The following is a 22,365-nucleotide window of genomic DNA, read 5'->3' on the forward strand; positions in this document are numbered from 1 at the left end:
CTGGCCCCTGGAGTCACCCCTGGAGTCAGAAGAGGGGCAGCTGACCGGGGAACTCGGGGACGACGAAACGGTCGAGCGCGGGCTGGGCCGCCCCCAGCTGGGCCGGCCTGCGCGACCCGGGACACGACACGAGTTCCCCGCTGGCCCCCGGCGGATCGTGCCGCGCGAACCGCCCCGCCACGACGGCGATCTCACGACGGCACTCGGGGCAGTTCCTGCGACGCGATGACATGCAGTCAGTGTGCCTGGCCGCCGAGAGCCCTGACCGGATCCGCACACGCACCCACACCGCGCACACGAAGAAGCCCCTCCCGAACTGCTCTCACAGTCCGGAAGGGGCTTCCCTCCACGTGGCGGCGCCAGGATTCGAACCTGGGTAGGCTAAGCCGACGGATTTACAGTCCGCTCCCATTGGCCACTCGGGCACACCGCCTGGGATTTGTCGTCCTTCGAACCGCTTTTCGGCGGCCCTCCGTGGCGACGTCGTAAACGATACCTGATGCTCGGGGGTGCTTCGCCACCTGATTGATCAGTGCGCGTGGGGGCGGGGTGGCTAGGCTTGTCGCCTCCCGTTTCACCGATGCAAGGAGCCACAGGACATGGCCGACTCCAGTTTCGACATCGTCTCGAAGGTCGAGCGGCAGGAGGTCGACAACGCCCTCAACCAGGCCGCCAAGGAGATCTCCCAGCGCTACGACTTCAAGGGCGTCGGCGCCTCGATCTCGTGGTCCGGCGAGAAGATCCTCATGGAGGCGAACTCCGAGGACCGGGTGAAGGCCATCCTCGACGTCTTCCAGTCCAAGCTGATCAAGCGCGGGATCTCCCTGAAGTCGCTGGACGCGGGTGAGCCCCAGCTGTCCGGCAAGGAGTACAAGATCTTCGCCTCGATCGAGGAGGGCATCTCCCAGGAGAACGCCAAGAAGGTGGCGAAGATCATTCGCGACGAGGGTCCCAAAGGCGTCAAGGCCCAGGTCCAGGGTGACGAGCTCCGCGTCAGCTCCAAGAGCCGCGACGACCTCCAGGCCGTGATCGCCCTGCTCAAGGGCAAGGACTTCGACTTCGCGGTGCAGTTCGTCAACTACCGGTGACGAGCGGCGCGTAGCGCCCGTAGGAGCGTTTCTCGCACCCGAGCGAGCGTACGAGCGTACGAGGAAGGGTGGGCTGCACGGTTCGCCGTGTTGCCCACCCTTTCGTGCGTGTCCCTGGCGTGGTCGCGCGGTCAGCGGCGGGAGTGGCCGAACAGGATGCGGTAGGCGATCAGCAGGACCAGGGAACCGCCGATCGCCGCCGCCCAGGTCGCGCCGTCGTAGAAGTTCTCGGAGATCGGGTGGTCCAGCCAGCGGGCGGAGATCCAGCCGCCGATGAAGGCGCCCGCGACGCCGATGAGGGTCGTGCCGATGAAGCCGCCCGGGTCGCGGCCCGGCAGCAGGAACTTGGCGATGGCTCCGGCCAACAGCCCCAAGACGATCCAGCCGATGATGCTCATGCCGTGCACCTGCCCTTTCGTGCCGTACCTGTGCGGTACCCGTGCTGTGTTTCCCCCCACAACGGACAGCGGCCGGGTTCCCGGCCGTACCTTCTTTCGTCCGTCCTGCTCCTGTTGTCCGGGAGGACGCCTCCCCGACATCCGGTGGTTGCGTTGGTCAGTAGGGTGCGGCACATGACACAAGCCGGATCGGGCGCTGAGCTGCACCGCACGCTCGGCGTCGGGGACGCGGTGGTCGTCGGGCTCGGGGCGATGGTCGGCGCGGGGATCTTCGCCGCGCTGGGACCGGCGGCGCGCGCCGCCGGGTCGGGGCTGCTGCTCGGGCTCGGGATCGCGGCGGTGGTCGCGTACTGCAACGCCATGTCGTCGGCGCGACTGGCGGCCCTGTACCCGGAGTCGGGCGGCACCTATGTGTACGGGCGGGAGCGGCTCGGGGAGTTCTGGGGGTACCTGGCCGGCTGGTCGTTCGTCGTCGGCAAGACGGCCTCGTGCGCGGCGATGGCCCTGACCGTGGGCGCGTACGTGTGGCCGGGGCAGGCGCACGCCGTCGCGGTGGCGGCCGTGGTGGCGCTGACGGCCGTGAACTACGGCGGGGTGCAGAAGTCGGCCTGGCTGACGCGGGCGATCGTGGCGGTGGTGCTGGCGGTCCTCGCCGCCGTGGTGGTCGTGTGTCTGGGGTCCGGCGCGGCCGACGCCGGGCGGCTGGACATCGGGGCGTCGGGGGGCGTGGGCGGCGTGCTCCAGGCGGCCGGGCTGCTGTTCTTCGCGTTCGCCGGGTACGCCCGGATCGCGACCCTGGGTGAGGAGGTACGGGATCCGGCGCGCACCATCCCGCGCGCGATCCCGCTCGCGCTGGGTATCGCGCTGGTCGTGTACGCGGCCGTGGCGGTCGCCGCGCTCGCCGTGCTGGGCTCCGGTGGGCTGGGGCAGGCCTCGGCTCCGCTGGCCGACGCGGTGCGGGCGGCCGGGGTGCCGGGGCTGGTGCCCGTGGTGCGGGTGGGGGCCGCCGTGGCGGCGCTCGGGTCGCTGCTGGCGCTCATCCTGGGGGTCTCGCGCACGACCCTGGCGATGGCCCGGGACCGGCACCTGCCCGGGGCGCTCGCCGCGGTGCACCCCCGTTTCCAGGTGCCGCACCGGGCCGAGCTGGCCGTCGGTGCCGTGGTGGCCGTTCTGGCCGCCACGGTCGACGTGCGGGGCGCGATCGGGTTCTCGTCCTTCGGGGTCCTCGCGTACTACGCGGTCGCCAACGCGTCCGCCTGGACGCTGAGTTCGGCGCCCCTGACCCGGGTGGTGCCGGTGGTCGGACTCGTCGGGTGCGCCGTGCTGGCGTTCTCGCTGCCCTCGTCGTCGGTGACCGTGGGCGCGGTCGTGCTGGGCGTGGGGGCGGCCGTGTACGGCCTGCGGCGGCGCCGCTGAGGCGTGCGTACGGGCCGCCCCGTCACGTCACCAGCGCTGCTGGGCGAACGGCTGGTCGGAGCGGACGATCTCGCGACCCAGGGGCATCAGCGAGACCGGGACGAGCTTGAAGTTGGCGATGCCGAAGGGGATGCCGATGATCGTCACGCACAGGACGAGGCCGGTGAAGATGTGGGTCAGCGCCAGCCACCAGCCCGCCAGGAGCAGCCACAGGATGTTGCCCAGGCAGGAGGGCGCGCCCGCGTCACGGCGCTCCACGGCGCTGTACCCGAAGGGCCACAGGGCATAGATCCCGATGCGGAACGACGCGATGCCGAACGGGATACCGATGATGGTGATGCACAGAAGCAACCCTGCGAACAGGTAGCCGAGGAAGAGCCAGAAGCCGCTGAGGATCAGCCAGATGATGTTCAGTACGGTCTTCACTGTGGGGGGCCTGCCATCTTCTCGAGTCGGGCGATGCGTTCCGCCATCGGCGGGTGGGTCGAGAACATCTTGGAGAATCCCCGGCCGGGCCGGAAGGGGTTCGCGATCATCATGTGGCTCGCGGTCTCGATCCGGGGCTCGGGGGGCAGCGGGAGCTGCTTGGTACCCGTTTCCAGTTTGCGAAGTGCACTGGCGAGAGCAAGTGGATCACCGGTGAGCTGGGCGCCGGAGGCGTCCGCCTCGTACTCGCGGGAGCGGCTGATCGCGAGCTGGATGAGGGACGCGGCGAGCGGCCCCAGGATCATGATCAGCAGCATGCCGAGGAGGCCGGGGCCGTCGTCGTCGTCCGAGCGGCCGATGGGGATCAGCCAGGCGAAGTTGACCAAGAACATGATCACGGAGGCGAGGGCGCCGGCGACCGACGAGATGAGGATGTCGCGGTTGTAGACATGGCTCAGCTCGTGGCCGATGACACCGCGCAGCTCGCGCTCGTCGAGCAGGCGGAGGATGCCGTCGGTGCAGCACACGGCCGCGTTGCGCGGGTTGCGGCCGGTCGCGAACGCGTTCGGGGCGTCCGTCGGGGAGATGTACAGGCGCGGCATCGGCTGGCGGGCCTGCATGGAGAGCTCGCGGACCATGCGGTAGAGCGCCGGGGCCTCGAACTCGCTGACCGGGCGGGCGCGCATCGCGCGTAGAGCCAGCTTGTCGCTGTTCCAGTACGCGTACGCGTTTGTGCCGAGGGCGACGACGACCGCGATGATCAGGCCCGTACGGCCGAAGAGGCTTCCGATGACGATGATGAGTGCGGACAGTCCCCCGAGGAGAACGGCGGTCCTGAGCCCGTTGTGCCGGCGGTGCACGGTACGCCCTCCAGGTCGTGCGGCAGGGGAACCCTTTGCTCGCTGTAGCTGTTGATTCCACTTCTCAGTGGACCCTCCCGTACTGGTCAACGCCAGGCGGGGATGACGAGTTCCCTGGTGCGCGCGGCCCGGCCGGTGGGCCGGGCGGGTGAGGGCGGGGCCGCCGCCTCGCCGAGGGGGCCGCGGCTTCGGCGAGGCGGGACGGCGGCTTCGCTAGAAGAGGCCGATGTCGGCGAAGCGCAGGACGAGCTGGGGTGCGCCGGACAGGGCGACGCCGATGATTCCGGTGAGGGCGAGGGCCAGGGTGAGCGGGGCGGGCACGCGGTGCGACCGGGGCGCGGCCGCGGTGTCGCCCTCGGGGGCACGGAACAGCAGGGCCGTCCACTGGAGGTAGTAGAAGAGGGCGATCACCACGTTGACGGCCATCACGACGGCGAGCCAGCCGAGGCCCGCGTCGACGGCCGCCGAGAAGACCATGACCTTGGCGAACAGGCCGATGATGCCCGGCGGCAGTCCGGCGAGGCAGAGCAGGAAGAAGGCCAGGAGCAGGGCGGACAGGGGGCTCGACGCGTACAGGCCCCGGTAGTCGCTGAGCCGGTTCAGGGGCTTCGTGCGGCCGACGAGGGCGGCCACGGCGAAGGCGCCGAGGTTCACGGCGGCGTACATCAGGGCGTAGGCGACGGTGGAGCCGACCGCTTTCTCGGCGTCTGCGGTGTCGTCGGCGTAGGCGGCCGCCGCGATCGGGACGAGGAGGTAGCCGGCCTGGCCGACGGAGGACCAGGCGAGCAGCCGGACCGCGCTGTACGCGCGCGTGGCGCCCTGTCTCAGGGCGCCGAGGTTGCCGACGGTCATGGTGAGGGCGGCCAGCACGGCGAGGGCGGGGCCCCAGACGTCGGCGTACGACGGGAGGGCGACGACGGTGACGAGGATGAGGCCGGAGAAGCCGACCGCCTTGCCGACCACGGAGAGGTAGGCGGCGACGGGCAGGGGGGCGCCCACGTAGGTGTCCGGGACCCAGAAGTGGAAGGGGACGGCGGCCGTCTTGAAGGCGAAGCCGATGAGGGTGAGGACGACGCCGGCCTGGGTGAGGGTGTGCAGCTGGCCGTCGACGTTCTCGACGCGGTCGGCGATCTGGGTGAGGTAGAGGGTGCCTGTCGTGGCGTAGACGAAGCTGATGCCCAGGAGGCTGACGGCGGTCGCGGTGACGGACGACAGGAAGAACTTCAGGGCCGCCTCGGAGGACCGTCGGTCGCCGTGCCGGATGCCGACGAGGGCGAAGGCGGGCAGGGAGGCGACCTCCAGGGCGACGACGAGGGTGGCTAGGTCGCGGGAGGCGGGCAGGAGGGCGGCTCCGGCGGCGGACGACAGCAGCAGGAACCAGAACTCCCCTTCGGGGAGCTTCTTCCGGTCGTCCTTGAGGGCCGTCATGGACAGCAGGGCGGCGAGGAGGGCACCACCGAGGACGAGGAACTGGATGACGAGGGTGAACCGGTCGGCTGTGTAGCTGCAGACGTCCGGGGCGCCGGTCAGGCAGAAGGTGGCGCGGTCGGCGTCCAGGAGCGGCAGCAGGGCCAGCAGGGAGACGGCGAGTCCCGTGACGGAGACCCAGCCGAGCAGGGCCTTCCTGCGGTCGTCCGTGAAGAGGTCGGCGACGAGCACGGCGAGGCCGACGACCGCGGCGACGGTGGGTGGCGCGATCGCGAGCCAGTCCACGGACTGGACGACCGACTCGGCCAGGGTCTGGGCGGCCTGGGCGGACTGGGCCGGGACCGGCGGTTGGGCCAGGGTGCTCGGGCTCAACGGGTGCCTCCTGCGAGGAGCTGCTGCACGGCCGGGTCGGTCAGACCGAGGAGGGCCGCGGGCCAGAGGCCGGCGAGGACGGTGAGGGCCACGAGCGGGGTCCAGGCCGCGAACTCGTACGTCTGTACGTCCGCGAGGGCGTACGTCTGTTCGCCCGTGCGGCGTGGTCCCTCCGCCGGTTCCTTCGGGACGGCGCCCATGCACACGCGGCGGACCACGATCAGCAGGTAGGCGGCGGTGAGGAGCGTGCCGAAGGCGGCGATCGTCATGAAGGTGAGGAAGACCGGGCGGCTGAGACCCGCTGCGGGCTCGAACGCGCCGAACAGGGCCAGCATCTCGCCCCAGAACCCGGCGAGTCCAGGCAGGCCCAGGGAGGCCACCGCGGCGAAGGCGAGGAGGCCGCCGAGGCGGGGGGCCCTGCCGTAGAGGGCGGCGCCGGTCTCCTGCGCGAGGGTGTCGAGGTCGGTGGTGCCGGTGCGGTCCTTCAGGGCGCCGACCAGGAAGAACAGCAGGCCGGTGATGAGGCCGTGGGCGATGTTGGCGAAGAGCGCGCCGTTCACGCCGGTCGGGGTCATCGTGGCGATCCCGAGGAGCACGAAGCCCATGTGGCCCACGGAGGAGTAGGCGATCAGGCGCTTGAGGTCGCCCTTGGCGCCCTGTCGGGCGAGCGCGAGGCAGGCGAGGGAGCCGTAGATGATGCCGACGACCGCGAAGGCGGCGAGGTACGGCGCGAAGGTGCGGAACCCGTCGGGGGTGATCGGCAGCAGGATGCGCACGAACCCGTAGGTGCCCATCTTCAGCAGGACACCGGCCAGCAGGACCGAGCCGACGGTCGGGGCCGCGGTGTGGGCGTCCGGCAGCCAGCTGTGCAGCGGCCACATCGGGGTCTTGACCGCGAGCCCGATCCCGATCGACAAAGCGGCGATGACCTGCACGGATGTGGTCAGTTCGGGGTGACTGTCAGTGGCGAGTGCCACCATGTCGAATGTGCCCGCCCTGATTCCGATCAGGAGCAGGCCCAGCAGCATGACCACGGAACCGAGCAGGGTGTAGAGGATGAACTTCCAAGCGGCTTGCGTGCGTTGCTCACCGCCCCAGCGGGCGATGAGGAAGTACATCGGGATGAGCACCATCTCGAACGCGAGGAAGAACAGCAGCAGGTCGAGGACGGCGAAGGTGGCGAGGGTGCCGGACTCCAGGACGAGCAGGAGAGCGACGAACGCCTTCGGGGAGGGCCCCGTGGGCATCTTGAAGTAGGAGTAGAGCGCGCAGAGGAAGGTCAGCAGCGCGGTCAGGACCAGAAGGGGGAGGGAGATGCCGTCGATGCCGAGGTGGATGCGTACGTCGAGTGCCGGGATCCAGCTGATGTCCGTGCTGGCCTGCATCTTCGAGGGCTGGTCGTGGTCGAAGCCGAGCGCGAGGACGATCGCGGCGACGAGGACCGCGCCGGTCACGGTGATCCCGTGGCGCAGCACCGCCTGCTCGGGTGACTTCCCCTTCAGTCCGGGTGGGGCCGGGAGGAGAGCGGCGGCGGCGCCGAGGAGCGGGCCGACGACGATCAACGCCAGAAGGACCTGCATCACGGACTCGTTGATATCGATCACGCCTGCTCACGCTCCCGTGGCGACGACGAGGGCGGCGACCACCAGGACGACGGTGCCGGCGAGCAGCGCGCTCACATAGGTCTGGACGTTGCCGGTCTGGGCCTTGCGGACGGCCGCGCCCAGCAGGCGGGGCAGGGCGCCCGCGCCGCTCACATAGGTGTCGACGACCTCGCGGTCGAGGAACCGGACGAGGGACGCGCCGGCCCGGACCGGGCGGACGAAGAGTGTCGAGTACACGGCGTCGAGGTGGAAGCCGACGGCGGCGTGACGGTGCAGCGGGCCGAGCAGGAGACGGCCCGGGTCGGCGGGGTCTGGTGCCGAGGCCACGTCCCCGTAGGCGGGGGTGTGGCTGGCGATGGCCTCCGCCTCGACGGCGCCGGCGTCCGCGTCGGGGTGGGCCGCGACCGCGCCCAGCGGCGGGTGGGTCACGGCCGTGGTGTACCGCCAGGCCGCGTACATCGCCAGGGCGCCGATCAGGGCAGCGCCCGTGCCGAGGACGGACGTGGTGAGCGTGGGGGCCAGGTCGTCGCCGTCGAACCAGTCGGGGAGCCTGCCGTAGGCGAGTCCGCCGAGAGCGAGGGACGGGACGGCCAGCACCCACAGCACGACGGTCATCGCGCGGGGCTGCCGGCCGTGGTCGGGCGCCTCGGTGCCCTGGCCGCGGAAGGCGAGCAGCCACAGTCGGGCGGCGTACGCGGCGGTGAGCAGGGCCGTGAGGACACCGGCGACCAGGACGGTCCAGCCGGCCGCGGCCGGGACGTGCTCGACGGGGCCTGTGAGGGTGTGACCGGTGGCGGCGTGCTCGGCGGCGCCGAGGACGGACTCCTTGGAGAAGAAGCCGCTGAAGGGCGGGATCGCGGCGAGGGCGAGCAGCGCCACGGTCATCGTCCAGAAGGCGTCCGGGACGCGAGCGCGGAGGTGGCTCATACGGGACATGGCGGCCAGGGAGTTGGTGCCGGACGCGTGGATGATCACGCCGGCGGCGAGGAACAGCAGCGCCTTGAAGGCGCCGTGCGAGAGGAGGTGGAAGACGGCGGCGCCGCGGTCGCCGACGGCGAGGGCGCCCGTCATGTAGCCGAGCTGGCCGATCGTCGAGTAGGCGAGGACGCGCTTGATGTCGTCCTGGGCGAGGGCGGCCAGGCCCGAGCCGGCCATGGTGAGCGCGGCCATGACGGCGAGGACGACCAGGGCCGCCGAGGAGGCGGCGAAGACCGGGAGGAGACGGGCGACGAAGTAGACACCGGCGGCGACCATCGTCGCCGCGTGGATCAGGGCGGAGACGGGCGTGGGGCCCGCCATCGCGTCGGGGAGCCAGGTGTGGAGGGGGAACTGGGCCGACTTGCCGGCGACTCCGGCGAGGAGCAGGAGGGCGACGAGGGTGGGGTGGTCGAGGCCGCCGTCGGCGACGGTGGCGAGGATCCGCGTGATGCGGAACGACCCGGCGTCCGTGGCGAGGGCGAACAGGCCGATCAGGAAGGGGACGTCGCCGAGCTTGGTGACCAGGAAGGCCTTCAGGGAGGCGGCTCGGGCCTCCGGGGTCTCCCAGTAGTGGCCGACCAGGAAGTACGAGCAGATGCCCATGATCTCCCAGCCGACCAGGAGCACCATCAGGTCGCCGGAGTAGACGACGAGCAGCATCGCGGAGGTGAACAGGGAGACGAGGGCGGCGTAGGAGGGGTAGCGCGGGTCGTCGCGGAGGTAGCCGGTCGAGTAGATCTGCACACAGGTGGCGACGAGGCCGACCAGGACGGCGACGAGGGCGGCGAAGCCGTCGATGTGCAGGGCGAGGTCGATCGGGACCGAGCCGGTCGGGGTGAGTTGGGTGGCCGCGTCGAGGGTCCGGTCGCCGCCCTGGCGTACGGCGACCAGGACGGCCAGGGCGAAGGCCGTCAGGGTGGGCAGTACGGCGAGGGGGCGGACGAAGCCGGGGGCGGTGCGGCCGAGGAGCAGGCCTGCGGCGGCGCCGAGGAACGGGAGGAGGGGGACGAGGACGGCGAGGGTGGTCGTGGTCACGCGGTGGCCTCAGCCTTCTCGCTCCGCTCGGGGCGGCCGGGCAGGCCGGGCTCGTGGGTGTCGTCGACGTCGGGGCAGGGAGTTCCGTCGGGGTGCTCGGCGGTGTCGCGGAGCTTGTCGATGTCGGCGGTGCCCCGGTTGCGGTGGACCGCGAGGACGATCGCCAGGCCGATGCCGATCTCGGCGGCGGCGATGGTGATCGTGAACAGGGTCAGGGCCTGGCCGGAGTGCAGGGTCTCCTCGGCGGTCCTGCTGAGCCAGACGTCGAAGGCGACGAGGTTGAGGTTGACCGCGTTGAGCATCAGCTCGACGGACATCAGGACGAGGATCGCGTTGCGGCGGGCGAGGACGCCGTACAGGCCCGTGCAGAAGAGGAGGGCGGAGAGCACGACGGGATAGGCGAGGTGCATCAGCGGGCACCTCCCTCGGCCGACTCGGCCGACTCGGGTCCGGTGGGGGCCTTCAGCTGGGCCTGCTGGGTCCTGGGCGGAGTGGGGGGCGCGTCCGCTTTCGCCTTGCGGGAGAGGACGATCGCGCCGACCAGAGCGGCCAGCAGGAGGACGGAGAGGGCCTCGAAGGGGAGGACCCAGTTCTGGAAGAGGCTCTCGCCGGTGGCCTCGGTGGAGCCGGCGGCCGGGCCGTCGAGGTCGATCCAGGTGGTGCGGAAGGCGTCGACGACGACCCAGACGAGGGCGGCGGCGGAGGCGACGGCCACGGTGAGGGCGGCCCAGCGGTTGCCGGAGTCGGCGTCCGGGGAGCGGCCGATGGGGGCCTTGGTGAGCATCAGTCCGAAGAGGAGGAGGACGACGACGGAGCCGACGTAGATGAGGACCTGCACCCAGGCGATGAACTCGGCGGTGAGCAGGAGGTATTCGACGGCGAGACCGCCGAGCGCCACGACCAGCCACAGGGCGGCGTGCACCAGCTGCCGGGTGGTGACGGAGACGATCGCGGCGCCGAAGGTGACGAGGCCGACGAGCACGAAGGCGATCTCCACACCCGTCGGGGAGAGGAAGCCCTGCGGTGCCTGGGTGAGGGTCATGTGGGTTCTCCCTCGGTGCCGGCCGGCTCGGCCCGGGAGGCCGCCAGTTTCTCGGCGGTCTTGCGGGCGGCGGCCAGTTCCTTGGGTTCCTCGGCGGCGGGGTCGAGGGCCGGGGGCGAGGGGACGGTCCACATCCACTCGCGGAGCTTGTCGCGCTCGTGGGTGAGTTCGTGGATGTCGGTCTCCGCGTACTCGAACTCCGGGGACCAGAAGAGGGCGTCGAAGGGGCAGACCTCGATGCAGATACCGCAGTACATGCAGAGGGCGAAGTCGATGGCGAAGCGGTCCAGGACGTTGCGGCTGCGCTCGCGGCCGCCGGGGGCGGCGGGCGGGACCGTCTCCTTGTGGGAGTCGATGTAGATGCACCAGTCCGGGCACTCGCGGGCGCACAGCATGCAGACCGTGCAGTTCTCCTCGAAGAGCCCGATGACACCACGGGTGCGGGGCGGCAGCTCCGGCTGGACGTCCGGGTACTGCTCGGTGACGGTCCTGCGCGTCATCGTGCGGAGGGTGACGGCCAGGCCCTTGGCGAGGCCCGAGCCGGGGATGGGGGCCATTAGAGGAACACCACCTTGATGGTGCCGGTGAGGGCGATCTGGACGAGGGAGAGGGGGACGAGGAGGGTCCAGGAGAGTTTCTGGAGCTGGTCCTCGCGCAGGCGGGGGTAGGTCACGCGGAGCCAGATGACGACGAAGGCGAGGACGGCGGTCTTCAGGAGGGTCCAGGCCCAGCCCAGGCCTTCGTCGCCCCACGGGCCGTGCCAGCCGCCGAGGAAGAGGACGGTGGTCAGGCCGCACAGGACGACGATGCCGGCGTACTCGGCGAGGAGGAACAGGGCGAAGCGGAGGCCGGTGTACTCGGTGTAGGCGCCGAAGATGATCTCGGAGTCGGCGACGGGCATGTCGAAGGGCGGGCGCTGGAGTTCGGCGAGGCCGGCGACGAAGAAGACGATCGCGCCGACGATCTGCCAGGGCAGCCACCACCACTCGAAGGCGTCGAGGATGCCGACGAGGGAGACGGTGCCGGCCGCCATCGCGACGGAGGCCGCCGTGAGCAGCATCGGGAGTTCGTAGGCGAGGAGCTGGGCGGCGGTGCGCAGGCCGCCGAGGAGGGAGAACTTGTTGGCGGAGGCCCAGCCCGCCATCAGCGAGCCGAGGACGCCCACGCCCATCACGGCGAGGACGAAGAAGACGCCCGCGTCGATGACCTCGCCGACGGCGCCCTCGCCCGGGCCGATCGGGATGGCGAGGAGGACGAGGAGGTACGGGAGGAGGGCGACGGCCGGGGCGAGTTGGAAGACCCGGCGGTCCGCGCCGGCCGGGACGATGTCTTCTTTCTGGGCGAACTTGACGCCGTCGGCGACGAGTTGGGCCCAGCCGTGGAAGCCGCCGGCGTACATGGGGCCGAGGCGGCCCTGCATGTGGGCCATGACCTTGTGTTCGGTCTGGCCGATGATCAAGGGGAACGTCAGGAAGACGACGAAGACGATGAGGAGTCGCAGGGCGACGTCCAGAGCGTCGTTCACTGCGCGCCTCCTGTGGGGGGTTCGGGGTCGGGGGTGTCGTTGGGGGCGGGGGCGCCGGGGGCCCTGTCGGGGTCGGCGGGGGTCCCGTTGTCGTCGGGGTCGCTGGGCGGCGTGGGCGCGGCTTCGGGCTCCGCACCTGCCTCCGGCGCGGGCTCGGGCGTCGGCTTCGGCGCAGGCTCGGGCGTCGGCCCCGCTTCCGGCTCGGGCTTCGACTCGGGCTCGGGCTTCGGCGCGGGCTCGGGCGTCGGCCCCGCTTCCGGCTCGGCCTGCGACTCGGGCTCGGGCTTCGGCCGCGGCTCGGCCTGCGGCTCCGGCCTCGGCTCGGCCTGCGGCTCCGGATCAAGCTGCGGCTTCGGATCAGGCTTCGGCTTCGGCTCGGTCGGCGGGGTGTCGAAAGCCGGGCGGGCGTGGTGCCAGGGGGCGTCCGGGCTGCCTGCGGTGCGGCGCGGCTGGGGCGAGGCGGCGGGGGTGGCGCGCTGACTGGCCGAGCCCTGCGACGCGGTACGGGAGCGGCGCGGGGGTGTGGATGCGGGCGGGCCGTCAGGGGCCTCCCGGGCCGGGCCGGCAGCCGTCTGACTCGCCGAACCTTCCGCCGCCGAGCGCGAGCGGCGCGGAGGCGCGGACGCGGGCGGGCCGTCGGGAGCCTCCCGGGCCGGGCCGGCAGCCGTCTGACTCGCCGAACCTTCCGCCGCCGAGCGCGAGCGGCGCGGAGGCGCGGACGCGGGCGGGCCGTCGGGAGCCTCCCGGGCCGGGCCGGCAGCCGTCTGACTCGCCGAACCTTCCGCCGCCGAGCGCGAGCGGCGCGGAGGCGCGGACGCGGGCGGGGCGGCCGGTGCCTCGGGGGGCGGGGTCTGGCTTGCCGAGCCCTCGGTGGTCGAGCGGGTTCGGCGGGGCGGGCGGTCGGCCGGGGTGCGGGGCGCCGTGGCTCGGGCGGGACGGGACGGGGCCGGGGGGAGCTGACCCTTGAGGGGGCCCCATTCGTTGGGGTCGGGGACGCCTGGCGGAAGCATCTGGCGGCGCTTCGGGCCCCCGTGTGTCGCACCCGCCGCGGACTCCCCCGGCTCCTTCGCGCCGGGCCAGGCCTTGGCCACCCGGGCGGCCAGGACGAAGTCCTTGCGGAGGGGGTGGCCCTCGAAGTTCTCCGGGAGGAGGAGGTGGTCCAGGCCGGGGTGGCCCTCGAAGCGGACGCCGAACATTTCGTGCGTCTCGCGCTCGTGCCAGGCCGCGCCTGCGTAGATGTCGACGGCGGTTGGCAGGAGCGGGGAGGCGTGGGGGACCGTCGTGCGCAGCAGGAGGCGTCGGACGGGGGCCAGGGCCACCACGTGGGCCGAGACGCGGAAGCCGCTGCCCGGCTCGTCGACCGCGCTCAGCCAGTCGAAGTACGTGCAGCCCAGGGTGGTGCGGGCCGTGCGCAGCGCCTCGGTCCAGGACGCGGGCGGGACGTCCACGGTGAGGACGTCGTAGGACTCCTCGGCCGTGGCCTCGGGGCCGAAGAGCTCCTCGACGGGGGTGGGCAGCCAGCCGGTCACTTGTCCCCCGTTTCGGCCGGTCCGGCCTCGGTCGTCGGCGGCTTCACCAGCGCGCTCTGCAGCGCCGCCGTCGACGGGCGGGGGGTGGTGCCGTAGCGCTCGCCCAGGGATTCGCGGGCGATCTTCTCCTGGAGTTTCAGGATGCCCTGGAGGAGGGCCTCGGGACGGGGCGGGCAGCCGGGGACGTAGACGTCGACCGGGATGATCTGGTCGACGCCCTTGGTGACGGAGTAGGAGTCCCAGTAGGGGCCGCCGCAGTTGGAGCAGGCGCCGAAGGAGATGACGTACTTCGGCTCGGGCATCTGCTCGTACAGGCGCTTCACGGCCGGGGCCATCTTGTCCGTCACCGTGCCGGAGACGACCATGAGGTCGGCCTGCCGGGGGCCGGGCGCGAACGGGATGACGCCGAGGCGGATGAAGTCGTGGCGGGCCATGGACGCGGCGATGAACTCGATCGCGCAGCAGGCGAGGCCGAAGTTGAAGACCCAGAGCGAGTAGCGGCGGCCCCAGTTCAGGATGACCTTCATCGGCTCGGGGGCGAGGCGGGCGAGCGCGCCCAGCCGTTTGGGCTCCGGGAGGAGGACGGGCTGCGCGGCCCCCGGCTCCGGCGGGTTCACTTCTGGCGTCACGTCCATGCCAGGACGCCCTTCTTGTATGCGTAGAGCAGGCCCACGGCGAGGAATCCGAGGAAGACGAACATCTCGACGAGGGTGGTGGCCCCGTAGCCGGGATCGGCGAAGACCGTCGCCCAGGGGAAGAGGAAGATCGAGTCGATGGCGAAGATGACGTAGAGGAAGGCGTAGACGTAGTAGCGGACCTGGGTGTGGGCCCAGCCCTCGCCGACGGGGTCGACGCCGCACTCGTACGTCAGGAGCTTCTCCGGGGTGGGGACCTCGGGGCGCAGCAGCCGTCCCGCGCCGAAGGCGACGGCCACGAAGAGCACGCCCACGGCGGCGAGCAGTCCGACCACCGAGTAGGACTGGAAGTAGTCCGCCGCGACGACGACGCTCGGCTGCGCCGCTGCGGCGACGGTCGGTTCCGGCACGTCCGTCCCTCGCTCCCTGGCCTGGCGATACGTACGTACGGGATGCGGACGCCGTACGTACGTCGCTGTTCGACGATCTGTACGCACGGGAGTCTAGGCCCTGCTAAAGAGAGCGTAAGCAGCCCGTCACAGGTCGGCATGCCCGAGTGCCGCCGTGATCGGGCCGGGAGGGGGAGGTATGGGACAGGGTGGGGTTTTCCCCAGGGTGGCCGGGGCGGTCCGCCTCATGGCGCGGGTCGGGAGGGGGCGGGCAGGCTGGTGGGCATGACCGAACCCCTCTCCTCACCGACCGGCTCCGGGCGGCCGTACGGTCGTCCGCTGCCGTCCAGTCACACGCCCTCGGACCCGCTGCCGCCCGCGACGTTCGCGTTCGGGGGGCAGACCTGGCGGGAGATCGCGCATCTGCTGGCCAATCTGCCGTTCGCGCTGCTCGGGTTCGTGTATGTGACGACGGTGCTGTTCACCAGCGCGTTCCTGACGTTGACGGTGATCGGCTTCCCGCTGCTGGCCGCCGCGCTGATGGGGGCCCGGCAGTTGGCGCGGCTGGAGCGGATGCGGGCGCGGGCGCTACTGCGGGTGCGGGTGGACGAACCGAGTCCGCTGCCGTTCCGCGGGAACGGGCGGCGGGCGGACGAGGGCTTCTTCGCGCAGGTGTGGATGAGCGTGAAGGATCCGGTCGGCTGGCGGTCGATGCTGTACGAGCTGATCCGGATGCCGTGGGCCGTCACGACGTTCGCCATCACCCTGACGGGGTTGTTCGTGGCGTGGCCGGTGCTGCCGTACATCGTGCGGGGGCTGACGAACGTGGACCGGGTGATGGTGCGGTCACTGTTGTCGCCGTCCGACGAGTTGGAGCGGCGTATCGCCGAACTGGAGTCCGACCGGGGGGTCGTCGTCGACACGGCCGCGGCCGATCTGCGGCGGATCGAGCGGGATCTGCACGACGGGGCGCAGGCCCGGCTGGTGAATCTGGCGATGGGGCTCGGGCTCGCCAAGGAGAAGTTGCTGGAGGATCCCGACGCGGCCGCCACGATGGTGGAGGAGGCGCACGGTGAGGTGAAGCTGGCGCTCCAGGAGCTGCGGGATCTGGCGCGAGGGATCCATCCGGCGGTGCTGACCGACCGGGGGCTGGACGCGGCGCTGTCGGCGGTGGCCTCTCGGTGCACGGCGCCGGTGAAGGTGACCGTGGATCTGGCCGTGCGGCCCGCCGCGGCGATCGAGGGGATCGCGTACTTCACGGTCTCCGAGCTGCTGCAGAACATCAGCAAGCACAGTGGGGCGAAGGCCGCGTCGGTGGATGTGTGGCGGTCCGACGACCGGCTGCTGATCCAGGTGTGGGACGACGGGTGTGGGGGTGCGCGGCTCGACGGGGGGAGCGGGATCGCCGGGCTGGCGGAGCGGCTGGACGCGGTGGACGGGTTGTTCGTGATCGAGTCGCCGGTGGGTGGGCCTACGACGGTGACTGCGGAGTTGCCCTGGCGGGGGCGGTAGCGCTCGGCGGTGTTGAGGGGCGCCTAATCGTTGTGGGCGCCCCTTCTGCGTGTGCGAGTGCGGGTCCGGTGGAGCTTCTCGCGCAGTTCCCCGCGCCCCTTCGGGGCGAGGGTGGTGGGGAAAACCCCCCTCTCCAGACGCCGACCCGCTCCATGGTTCCGGCAGCCGGGGGACAGCAAGGTGGAGGTACGACATCGGGAGTGCGGGACAGCGGAGGCGGGCGACGGTGATGGCCATGGAGTACGGGGACGAGTACGGGAGTTGGGGCGAGGAACGGCGGCGTCGGGTGCCGGCCGGGTTGCGGGCGCCGTTCGAGGCGCGCAGCTGGCGGGAGTTCGGGTACGTGCTGCTGGGGCTGCCGATCGGGATCCTGCTCTTCACGTACGCCATCACGATGGTGTCCGTCGGTGCCGGGCTGCTGATCACGTTCCTCGGGGTGCCGGTGCTGGCGGCGGGGCTGGCCGGTTGCCGGGCGTTCGGCGCACTGGAGCGGGCTCGGGCGCGCGTGCTGCTCGGGGTGGACGTGGCCGCGCCGGAGCCGCTGCGGATGCGGGGGCGCGGGGCGATGGCGTGGACGGGCGCGGTGCTGCGCAGCGGGGCGTCGTGGCGGCAGCTGTTGTACGCGTTCGTGCAGTTCCCGTGGTCGGTGTTCTCGTTCGGGGTGGCCGTGACCTTCTGGACGTACGGGTGGGCGCTGCTGACGTATCCGCTGTGGTTCTGGGTGTTCCCCGTGTGGGCCGGGCAGGACGGGTTGCAGCTGTACGGGGACGAGACGCACTCCGTGTATCTGGACAACCCGTTCGAGGTGACCGTGACCGCGCTGGTCGGGCTGCTCTTCACGATGGCCACGCCGTGGATCGTGCGGGGTCTGACGATGGTCGACCGGGGCATGGTGGTGACGCTGCTGGGGCCGTCGCGGCTGGGGGCGCGGGTCGTCGAGCTGGAGTCGGACCGGGGGGTCGTGGTCGACACGGCGGCGGCCGATCTGCGGCGGATCGAGCGGGATCTGCACGACGGGGCGCAGGCCCGGCTGGTGGCGCTGGCGATGGATCTGGGGCTGGCGAAGGAGAAGCTGGCGGAGGACCCCCGGGCGGCTGCGGTGATGGTCGACTCGGCGCACGGTGAGGTGAAGACCGCGCTGCAGGAGCTGCGGGATCTGGCGCGGGGGATCCATCCTGCGGTGCTGACCGACCGGGGGCTCGACGCGGCGCTGTCTGCGGTGGCCTCGCGGTGTGCGGCGCCGGTGGTGGTGGAGGTGGACCTGCCGGCGCGGCCGGTGCCGGCGATCGAGGGGATCGCGTACTTCACGGTGTCCGAGCTGCTGCAGAACGTCAGCAAGCATGCGGGGGCGTCTCGGGTGACCGTGGATGTGTGGAAGGTCGAGGACCGGCTGATGTTGCAGGTGATCGATGACGGGGTGGGTGGGGCGGATACGGGGGCAGGGTCCGGGTTGGCGGGGCTCGCCGAGCGGATAGGGGCGGTCGATGGGGTGCTGGTGGTCGACTCGCCGGTCGGGGGGCCGACTCGGGTGACCGCGGAGTTGCCCTGGCGGGCGGCCTGAGGGGGCCCTGCGGGCGGCTGGGGTGGAGGCGCCTTTCGCCGGGGGCGCCCTTTGCCGTGGGTGTGTTGGCGTTGGGGGTGCGTGCGGGTTCGTCGGGGTGTTTGCGCAGTTCCCCGCGCCCCTGAGGGAGTGGGTGCCTCGACGTTGGGGGTGCGTGCGGGTTCGTCGGGGTGTTTGCGCAGTTCCCCGCGCCCCTGGGGGAGTGGGTGCCTCGACGTTGGGGGTGCGTGCCGGCTCGTCGGGGTGTTTGCGCAGTTCCCCGCGCCCCTGAGGGAGTGGGTGCCTCGACGTTGGGGGTGCGTGCCGGCTCGTCGGGGTGTTTGCGCAGTTCCCCGCGCCCCTGAGGGAGTGGGTGCCTCGACGTTGGGGGTGCGTGCCGGCTCGTCGGGGTGTTTGCGCAGTTCCCCGCGCCCCATAACGGTCGCGCAGTTCCCCGTGCCCATCAAAGATCGCGCAGTTCCCCGCGCCCCTTAAAAGGGTGCGGGTGAGCGTGTTCAGGGTTTGTCGGGACTGGGTGCTCGTGTGCATTTTTGGGGGGTGGGCGCGACCCTGTTCCACCCCTGTTTCCTTGGCTGTGTGGGGACTGGGCGGCCGGATGCTGGGATGCTGGGGGGTGTCGCGGTACGGGGTGCAGTGGGGGGGAACAGGCGTGGAGGACAGGGTGCGGGTGGTCATCGCCGAGGATTCGGTGCTGTTGCGGGAGGGGCTCACGCGGCTGCTGACCGACCGGGGGCACGACGTCGTCGCGGGGGTCGGGGACGGGAACGCCCTGATCAAGACGATCACCGAGTTCGCGGCGCAGGGCGACCTCCCGGACGTCGTCGTCGCGGATGTGCGGATGCCTCCGACCCATACCGACGAGGGCGTGCGGGCCGCCGTACAACTGCGGAAGTCGCATCCGGAGGTGGGCGTGCTCGTGCTGTCGCAGTACGTCGAGGAGCGGTACGCCACCGAGCTGCTCGCGGGGTCCAGCCGTGGCGTCGGGTATCTGCTGAAGGACCGGGTCGCCGAGGTCCGGGAGTTCGTCGACGCCGTGGTGCGGGTGGCGCGGGGCGGTACGGCGCTGGACCCGGAGGTGGTCGCGCAGCTGCTCGGGCGGAGCCGGAAGCAGGACGTGCTCGCGGGGCTCACCCCTCGGGAGCGTGAGGTGCTGGGGCTGATGGCGGAGGGGCGGACCAACTCGGCGATCGCCCGGCAGCTGGTCGTCAGCGACGGGGCCGTCGAGAAGCACGTCAGCAACATCTTCCTGAAGCTCGGGCTGTCCCAGAGCGACGGGGACCACCGGCGGGTCCTGGCAGTCCTCACCTATCTGAATTCATGATTATCTGACACCGTGTCAGACGAGGGCTCCCGATTCCTCCTCTTCCGTGGCCCGTCCGGCCTCCGGGTGGACTTCGAGGCTTTCGTCGGCCTCGCCGACGTAGGGTTGGTCCTGGGAGGGCCGTCGGGTCGGCCGTTCCCGGACAGCCGCCTCAAGGGAGGTCCAGTTCAGTGACCAGCCAGGTCAGCAGCCCAGCGGAGCAGGCCGACGAGTCCGCTCTGGGAGAACTGAGGGAACAGCGCAATCCGGCGGGACCTAAGGACGTCAGGCGACTCGATCGGGTGATCATTCGGTTCGCCGGGGACTCCGGTGACGGTATGCAGCTCACCGGCGACCGCTTCACCTCCGAGACCGCCACCTTCGGCAACGACCTTTCCACCCTGCCGAACTTCCCCGCCGAGATCCGTGCCCCCGCCGGCACCCTGCCGGGCGTCTCCAGCTTCCAGTTGCACTTCGCCGACCACGACATCCTCACCCCGGGTGACGCGCCCAACGTGCTCGTCGCGATGAACCCGGCCGCTCTCAAGGCGAACATCGGGGACGTGCCGCGCGGCGCGGAGATCATCGTCAACACGGACGAGTTCACCAAGCGGGCGATGCAGAAGGTGGGGTACGCGACCAGTCCGCTGGAGGACGGGTCGCTGGACGGGTACAGCCTCCATCCGGTGCCGCTGACCACCCTCACCGTCGAGGCGCTCAAGGAGTTCGACCTCAGCCGCAAGGAGGCCGAGCGCAGCAAGAACATGTTCGCGCTCGGCCTGCTGTCCTGGATGTACCACCGGCCGACCGAGGGCACCGAGCGGTTCCTGGCGGCCAAGTTCGCCAAGAAGCCGGAGATCGCGGCCGCCAACCTGGCCGCCTTCCGCGCGGGCTGGAACTTCGGGGAGACCACCGAGGACTTCGCGGTCAGCTACGAGATCGCCCCGGCGACCCATGCCTTCCCGGTGGGGACGTACCGGAACATCTCCGGGAACCTGGCCCTCTCGTACGGGCTGATCGCGGCCTCTCGGCAGGCGGATCTGCCGCTGTACCTGGGCTCGTACCCGATCACGCCGGCCTCGGACATCCTGCACGAGCTGAGCCGGCACAAGAACTTCGGGGTGCGGACCTTCCAGGCGGAGGACGAGATCGCGGGCATCGGGGCCGCGCTGGGGGCCGCCTTCGGGGGTTCTCTCGCGGTCACGACGACCTCCGGGCCCGGTGTGGCGCTGAAGTCGGAGACCATCGGGCTCGCCGTCTCGCTCGAACTGCCGCTGCTCGTCGTCGACATCCAGCGCGGCGGGCCGTCGACCGGGCTGCCGACCAAGACCGAGCAGGCCGATCTGCTCCAGGCCATGTACGGGCGCAACGGCGAGGCCCCGGTGCCGGTGGTCGCGCCGCGCACCCCGGCCGACTGTTTCGACGCGGCCCTCGAAGCGGCCCGGATCGCGCTGACGTACCGCACGCCCGTGTTCCTGTTGTCCGACGGCTACCTGGCCAACGGCAGCGAGCCCTGGCGCATCCCCGAGCTCGACGAACTGCCGGATCTGACCGTGCAGTTCACCCAGGGGCCCAACCACACGCTGGAGGACGGCACCGAGGTCTTCTGGCCGTACAAGCGCGACCCGCAGACCCTCGCCCGGCCGTGGGCCGTGCCGGGGACGCCGGGGCTGGAGCACCGGATCGGCGGCATCGAGAAGCAGGACGGCACGGGCAACATCTCCTACGACCCGGCCAACCACGACTTCATGGTGCGCACCCGGCAGGCGAAGATCGACGGGATCGACGTCCCCGACATCGAGGTCGACGACCCGCACGAGGCGCGCACGCTGGTGCTGGGCTGGGGGTCGACGTACGGGCCGATCACCGCGGCGGTACGGCGGCTGCGGACGGCCGGGGAGTCCATCGCGCAGGCCCATCTGCGCCACCTCAACCCCTTCCCGCGCAACCTCGGCGCGGTGCTGCGGCGTTACGACAAGGTGGTGATCCCCGAGATGAACCTCGGGCAGCTCGCCACGCTCGTACGGGCGAAGTACCTGGTCGACGCCCACTCGTACAACCAGGTGAACGGCATGCCGTTCAAGGCGGAGCAGCTGGCCACGGCTCTCAAGGAGGCCATCGATGGCTGAGAGGTCCACGTCCACGGAGAGCGCCGCGGGCACGGGCGGCACGATCGAGGCGCTCTCCCTCGTGCCCAAGGCCACGGCCCGGCAGTCGATGAAGGACTTCAAGTCCGACCAGGAGGTGCGTTGGTGCCCGGGCTGCGGTGACTACGCGATCCTCGCCGCCGTCCAGGGCTTCATGCCCGAACTGGGGCTGGCCCGGGAGAACATCGTCTTCGTCTCGGGCATCGGCTGCTCCTCCCGCTTCCCGTACTACATGGACACGTACGGGATGCACTCCATCCACGGGCGGGCGCCGGCGATCGCGACCGGGCTCGCCACCTCGCGGCGCGACCTGTCCGTCTGGGTGGTGACCGGTGACGGGGACGCGCTCTCGATCGGCGGCAACCATCTGATCCACGCACTGCGGCGCAATGTGAACCTGAAGATCCTGCTCTTCAACAACCGGATCTACGGTCTGACGAAGGGGCAGTACTCCCCCACCTCGGAGGTCGGCAAGATCACCAAGTCGACGCCGATGGGATCGCTGGACGCGCCCTTCAACCCGGTGTCGCTGGCGATCGGGGCGGAGGCGTCGTTCGTGGCGCGGACGGTGGACTCCGACCGCAAGCACCTGACGGAGGTGCTGCGGCAGGCCGCCGCCCACCCGGGCACGGCGCTCGTGGAGATCTACCAGAACTGCAACATCTTCAACGACGGCGCCTTCGAGGTCCTCAAGGACCGCCAGCAGGCCGAGGAGGCCGTGATCCGGCTGGAGCACGGCCGGCCGATCCGGTTCGGCGCGGACGGCGGGCGCGGTGTCGTACGGGACGAGGTCACCGGTGACCTGAAGGTGGTCACCGTGACCCCGGAGAACGAGGCCCGGATCCTGGTCCACGACGCGCACGCGGAGTCGCCCACCACGGCGTTCGCGCTGTCACGGCTGGCCGATCCGGACACCCTGCACCACACGCCGATCGGTGTCCTGCGGTCCGTCGAACGACCCGTCTACGACACGCAGATGGCCGACCAGCTGGACTCCGCCGTCGACCGGTTCGGCAAGGGCGACCTCTCGGCGCTGCTGGCCGGCGGGGACACCTGGACGGTGGTCGGCTGAGCGGCGTCCGACCGGACGGGACAGCGCAGGACGAGCGGGCGGCGAGGC

General features: G+C 71.3%; 21 protein-coding genes and 1 tRNA gene. 7 read left to right on the top strand and 15 right to left on the bottom strand.

The window, feature by feature from the left end:
* Window positions 1-25 precede the first annotated feature (25 nt).
* Complete coding sequence (locus P8T65_RS18030) at window positions 26-232, bottom strand: hypothetical protein (RefSeq protein WP_316726310.1); 207 nt, start codon at window positions 230-232, stop codon at window positions 26-28.
* Between the two features lie 119 nt (window positions 233-351).
* Window positions 352-433 (bottom strand) — tRNA-Tyr (locus tag P8T65_RS18035).
* 166 nt (window positions 434-599) lie between these two features.
* Here P8T65_RS18035 and P8T65_RS18040 point away from each other — a divergent pair.
* On the top strand, window positions 600-1,088 hold the full coding sequence (locus tag P8T65_RS18040; protein WP_215448505.1) for a YajQ family cyclic di-GMP-binding protein: 489 nt from the start codon (window positions 600-602) through the stop codon (window positions 1,086-1,088).
* 131 nt (window positions 1,089-1,219) lie between these two features.
* On the opposite strand, the gene P8T65_RS18045 is transcribed toward P8T65_RS18040, so the two are convergent.
* Complete coding sequence (locus tag P8T65_RS18045; protein WP_060883639.1) at window positions 1,220-1,486, bottom strand: GlsB/YeaQ/YmgE family stress response membrane protein; 267 nt, start codon at window positions 1,484-1,486, stop codon at window positions 1,220-1,222.
* A gap of 174 nt (window positions 1,487-1,660) precedes the next feature.
* On the opposite strand from P8T65_RS18045, the gene P8T65_RS18050 reads away from it, so the two are divergent.
* A complete protein-coding gene (locus P8T65_RS18050; protein ID WP_316726311.1) occupies window positions 1,661-2,902 on the top strand; it encodes an APC family permease in 1,242 nt (413 codons plus the stop codon).
* Window positions 2,903-2,929: 27 nt separating this feature from the next.
* Here the strand turns inward: P8T65_RS18050 and P8T65_RS18055 are convergent, their stop codons facing one another.
* The 12 genes from P8T65_RS18055 to P8T65_RS18110 all read right to left on the bottom strand — a co-directional run bounded on the left by P8T65_RS18055 (window position 2,930) and on the right by P8T65_RS18110 (window position 14,746).
* Window positions 2,930-3,328, bottom strand: a complete 399-nt coding sequence (locus P8T65_RS18055) for a YccF domain-containing protein (protein ID WP_230219534.1) — start codon at window positions 3,326-3,328, stop codon at window positions 2,930-2,932.
* Window positions 3,325-4,188, bottom strand: coding sequence for a zinc metalloprotease HtpX (gene htpX / locus P8T65_RS18060; protein ID WP_316726313.1), 864 nt, complete (start codon window positions 4,186-4,188; stop codon window positions 3,325-3,327). Before htpX ends, P8T65_RS18055 begins: the two co-directional genes overlap by 4 nt.
* A 213-nt stretch (window positions 4,189-4,401) precedes the next feature.
* Window positions 4,402-5,973, bottom strand: a complete 1,572-nt coding sequence (locus tag P8T65_RS18065) for an NADH-quinone oxidoreductase subunit N (RefSeq protein ID WP_316731625.1) — start codon at window positions 5,971-5,973, stop codon at window positions 4,402-4,404.
* 11 nt (window positions 5,974-5,984) lie between these two features.
* A complete protein-coding gene (locus P8T65_RS18070) occupies window positions 5,985-7,592 on the bottom strand; it encodes an NADH-quinone oxidoreductase subunit M (protein WP_316726315.1) in 1,608 nt (535 codons plus the stop codon).
* Window positions 7,593-7,598: 6 nt separating this feature from the next.
* Window positions 7,599-9,605, bottom strand: coding sequence for an NADH-quinone oxidoreductase subunit L (locus P8T65_RS18075; RefSeq protein WP_316726318.1), 2,007 nt, complete (start codon window positions 9,603-9,605; stop codon window positions 7,599-7,601).
* The gene (gene nuoK, locus P8T65_RS18080) at window positions 9,602-10,015 is read right to left on the bottom strand and encodes an NADH-quinone oxidoreductase subunit NuoK (protein ID WP_316726319.1); all 414 of its coding nucleotides are present in this window, start codon (window positions 10,013-10,015) and stop codon (window positions 9,602-9,604) included. The genes P8T65_RS18075 and nuoK overlap by 4 nt, the downstream gene beginning before the upstream one ends.
* Window positions 10,015-10,647: an NADH-quinone oxidoreductase subunit J gene (locus P8T65_RS18085; protein ID WP_316726321.1), complete on the bottom strand. Its 633-nt coding sequence runs from the start codon at window positions 10,645-10,647 to the stop codon at window positions 10,015-10,017. Before P8T65_RS18085 ends, nuoK begins: the two co-directional genes overlap by 1 nt.
* Window positions 10,644-11,204, bottom strand: coding sequence for an NADH-quinone oxidoreductase subunit I (locus P8T65_RS18090; protein ID WP_184904716.1), 561 nt, complete (start codon window positions 11,202-11,204; stop codon window positions 10,644-10,646). The genes P8T65_RS18085 and P8T65_RS18090 overlap by 4 nt, the downstream gene beginning before the upstream one ends.
* Window positions 11,204-12,172, bottom strand: coding sequence for a complex I subunit 1 family protein (locus tag P8T65_RS18095; RefSeq protein WP_316726324.1), 969 nt, complete (start codon window positions 12,170-12,172; stop codon window positions 11,204-11,206). The genes P8T65_RS18090 and P8T65_RS18095 overlap by 1 nt, the downstream gene beginning before the upstream one ends.
* Window positions 12,169-13,701, bottom strand: a complete 1,533-nt coding sequence (locus tag P8T65_RS18100) for an NADH-quinone oxidoreductase subunit C (RefSeq protein ID WP_316726325.1) — start codon at window positions 13,699-13,701, stop codon at window positions 12,169-12,171. Before P8T65_RS18100 ends, P8T65_RS18095 begins: the two co-directional genes overlap by 4 nt.
* A complete protein-coding gene (locus tag P8T65_RS18105; protein WP_316726326.1) occupies window positions 13,698-14,336 on the bottom strand; it encodes an NADH-quinone oxidoreductase subunit B family protein in 639 nt (212 codons plus the stop codon). Before P8T65_RS18105 ends, P8T65_RS18100 begins: the two co-directional genes overlap by 4 nt.
* Window positions 14,327-14,746, bottom strand: a complete 420-nt coding sequence (locus P8T65_RS18110; protein WP_184904724.1) for an NADH-quinone oxidoreductase subunit A — start codon at window positions 14,744-14,746, stop codon at window positions 14,327-14,329. The genes P8T65_RS18105 and P8T65_RS18110 overlap by 10 nt, the downstream gene beginning before the upstream one ends.
* 264 nt (window positions 14,747-15,010) lie before the next feature.
* Here P8T65_RS18110 and P8T65_RS18115 point away from each other — a divergent pair, with 264 nt between their 5' ends.
* From P8T65_RS18115 to P8T65_RS18135, 5 genes are all read left to right on the top strand, one after another.
* Window positions 15,011-16,237, top strand: coding sequence for a sensor domain-containing protein (locus P8T65_RS18115; RefSeq protein WP_316726328.1), 1,227 nt, complete (start codon window positions 15,011-15,013; stop codon window positions 16,235-16,237).
* A 229-nt stretch (window positions 16,238-16,466) separates the two neighbouring features.
* Window positions 16,467-17,798, top strand: coding sequence for a sensor domain-containing protein (locus P8T65_RS18120; RefSeq protein WP_316726329.1), 1,332 nt, complete (start codon window positions 16,467-16,469; stop codon window positions 17,796-17,798).
* 661 nt (window positions 17,799-18,459) lie between these two features.
* Entirely contained in the window at window positions 18,460-19,119 is a 660-nt protein-coding gene (locus P8T65_RS18125) for a response regulator transcription factor (RefSeq protein WP_316731626.1), read from the top strand.
* Window positions 19,120-19,289: 170 nt separating this feature from the next.
* Window positions 19,290-21,227 carry a 2-oxoacid:acceptor oxidoreductase subunit alpha gene (locus tag P8T65_RS18130; RefSeq protein ID WP_184904732.1) on the top strand — a complete coding sequence of 646 codons (1,938 nt, stop codon included), beginning with the start codon at window positions 19,290-19,292 and terminating at the stop codon, window positions 21,225-21,227.
* Entirely contained in the window at window positions 21,220-22,317 is a 1,098-nt protein-coding gene (locus tag P8T65_RS18135; RefSeq protein WP_316726330.1) for a 2-oxoacid:ferredoxin oxidoreductase subunit beta, read from the top strand. The genes P8T65_RS18130 and P8T65_RS18135 overlap by 8 nt, the downstream gene beginning before the upstream one ends.
* The last annotated feature ends 48 nt before the right edge of the window (window positions 22,318-22,365 follow it).

This window comes from Streptomyces sp. 11x1 (assembly GCF_032598905.1).
GTDB lineage: Bacteria > Actinomycetota > Actinomycetes > Streptomycetales > Streptomycetaceae > Streptomyces.

Excerpts from the sequence above, each read along its gene's own strand:
- P8T65_RS18030 (WP_316726310.1), bottom strand. The coding sequence starts at position 232 with ATGTCATCGCGTCGCAGGAACTGCCCCGAGTGCCGTCGTGAGATCGCC.
- P8T65_RS18040 (WP_215448505.1), top strand. The coding sequence starts at position 600 with ATGGCCGACTCCAGTTTCGACATCGTCTCGAAGGTCGAGCGGCAGGAG.
- P8T65_RS18045 (WP_060883639.1), bottom strand. The coding sequence starts at position 1,486 with ATGAGCATCATCGGCTGGATCGTCTTGGGGCTGTTGGCCGGAGCCATC.
- P8T65_RS18050 (WP_316726311.1), top strand. The coding sequence starts at position 1,661 with ATGACACAAGCCGGATCGGGCGCTGAGCTGCACCGCACGCTCGGCGTC.
- nuoK (WP_316726319.1), bottom strand. The coding sequence starts at position 10,015 with ATGCACCTCGCCTATCCCGTCGTGCTCTCCGCCCTCCTCTTCTGCACG.
- P8T65_RS18085 (WP_316726321.1), bottom strand. The coding sequence starts at position 10,647 with ATGACCCTCACCCAGGCACCGCAGGGCTTCCTCTCCCCGACGGGTGTG.
- P8T65_RS18090 (WP_184904716.1), bottom strand. The coding sequence starts at position 11,204 with ATGGCCCCCATCCCCGGCTCGGGCCTCGCCAAGGGCCTGGCCGTCACC.
- P8T65_RS18105 (WP_316726326.1), bottom strand. The coding sequence starts at position 14,336 with ATGGACGTGACGCCAGAAGTGAACCCGCCGGAGCCGGGGGCCGCGCAG.
- P8T65_RS18115 (WP_316726328.1), top strand. The coding sequence starts at position 15,011 with ATGACCGAACCCCTCTCCTCACCGACCGGCTCCGGGCGGCCGTACGGT.
- P8T65_RS18120 (WP_316726329.1), top strand. The coding sequence starts at position 16,467 with ATGGCCATGGAGTACGGGGACGAGTACGGGAGTTGGGGCGAGGAACGG.
- P8T65_RS18135 (WP_316726330.1), top strand. The coding sequence starts at position 21,220 with ATGGCTGAGAGGTCCACGTCCACGGAGAGCGCCGCGGGCACGGGCGGC.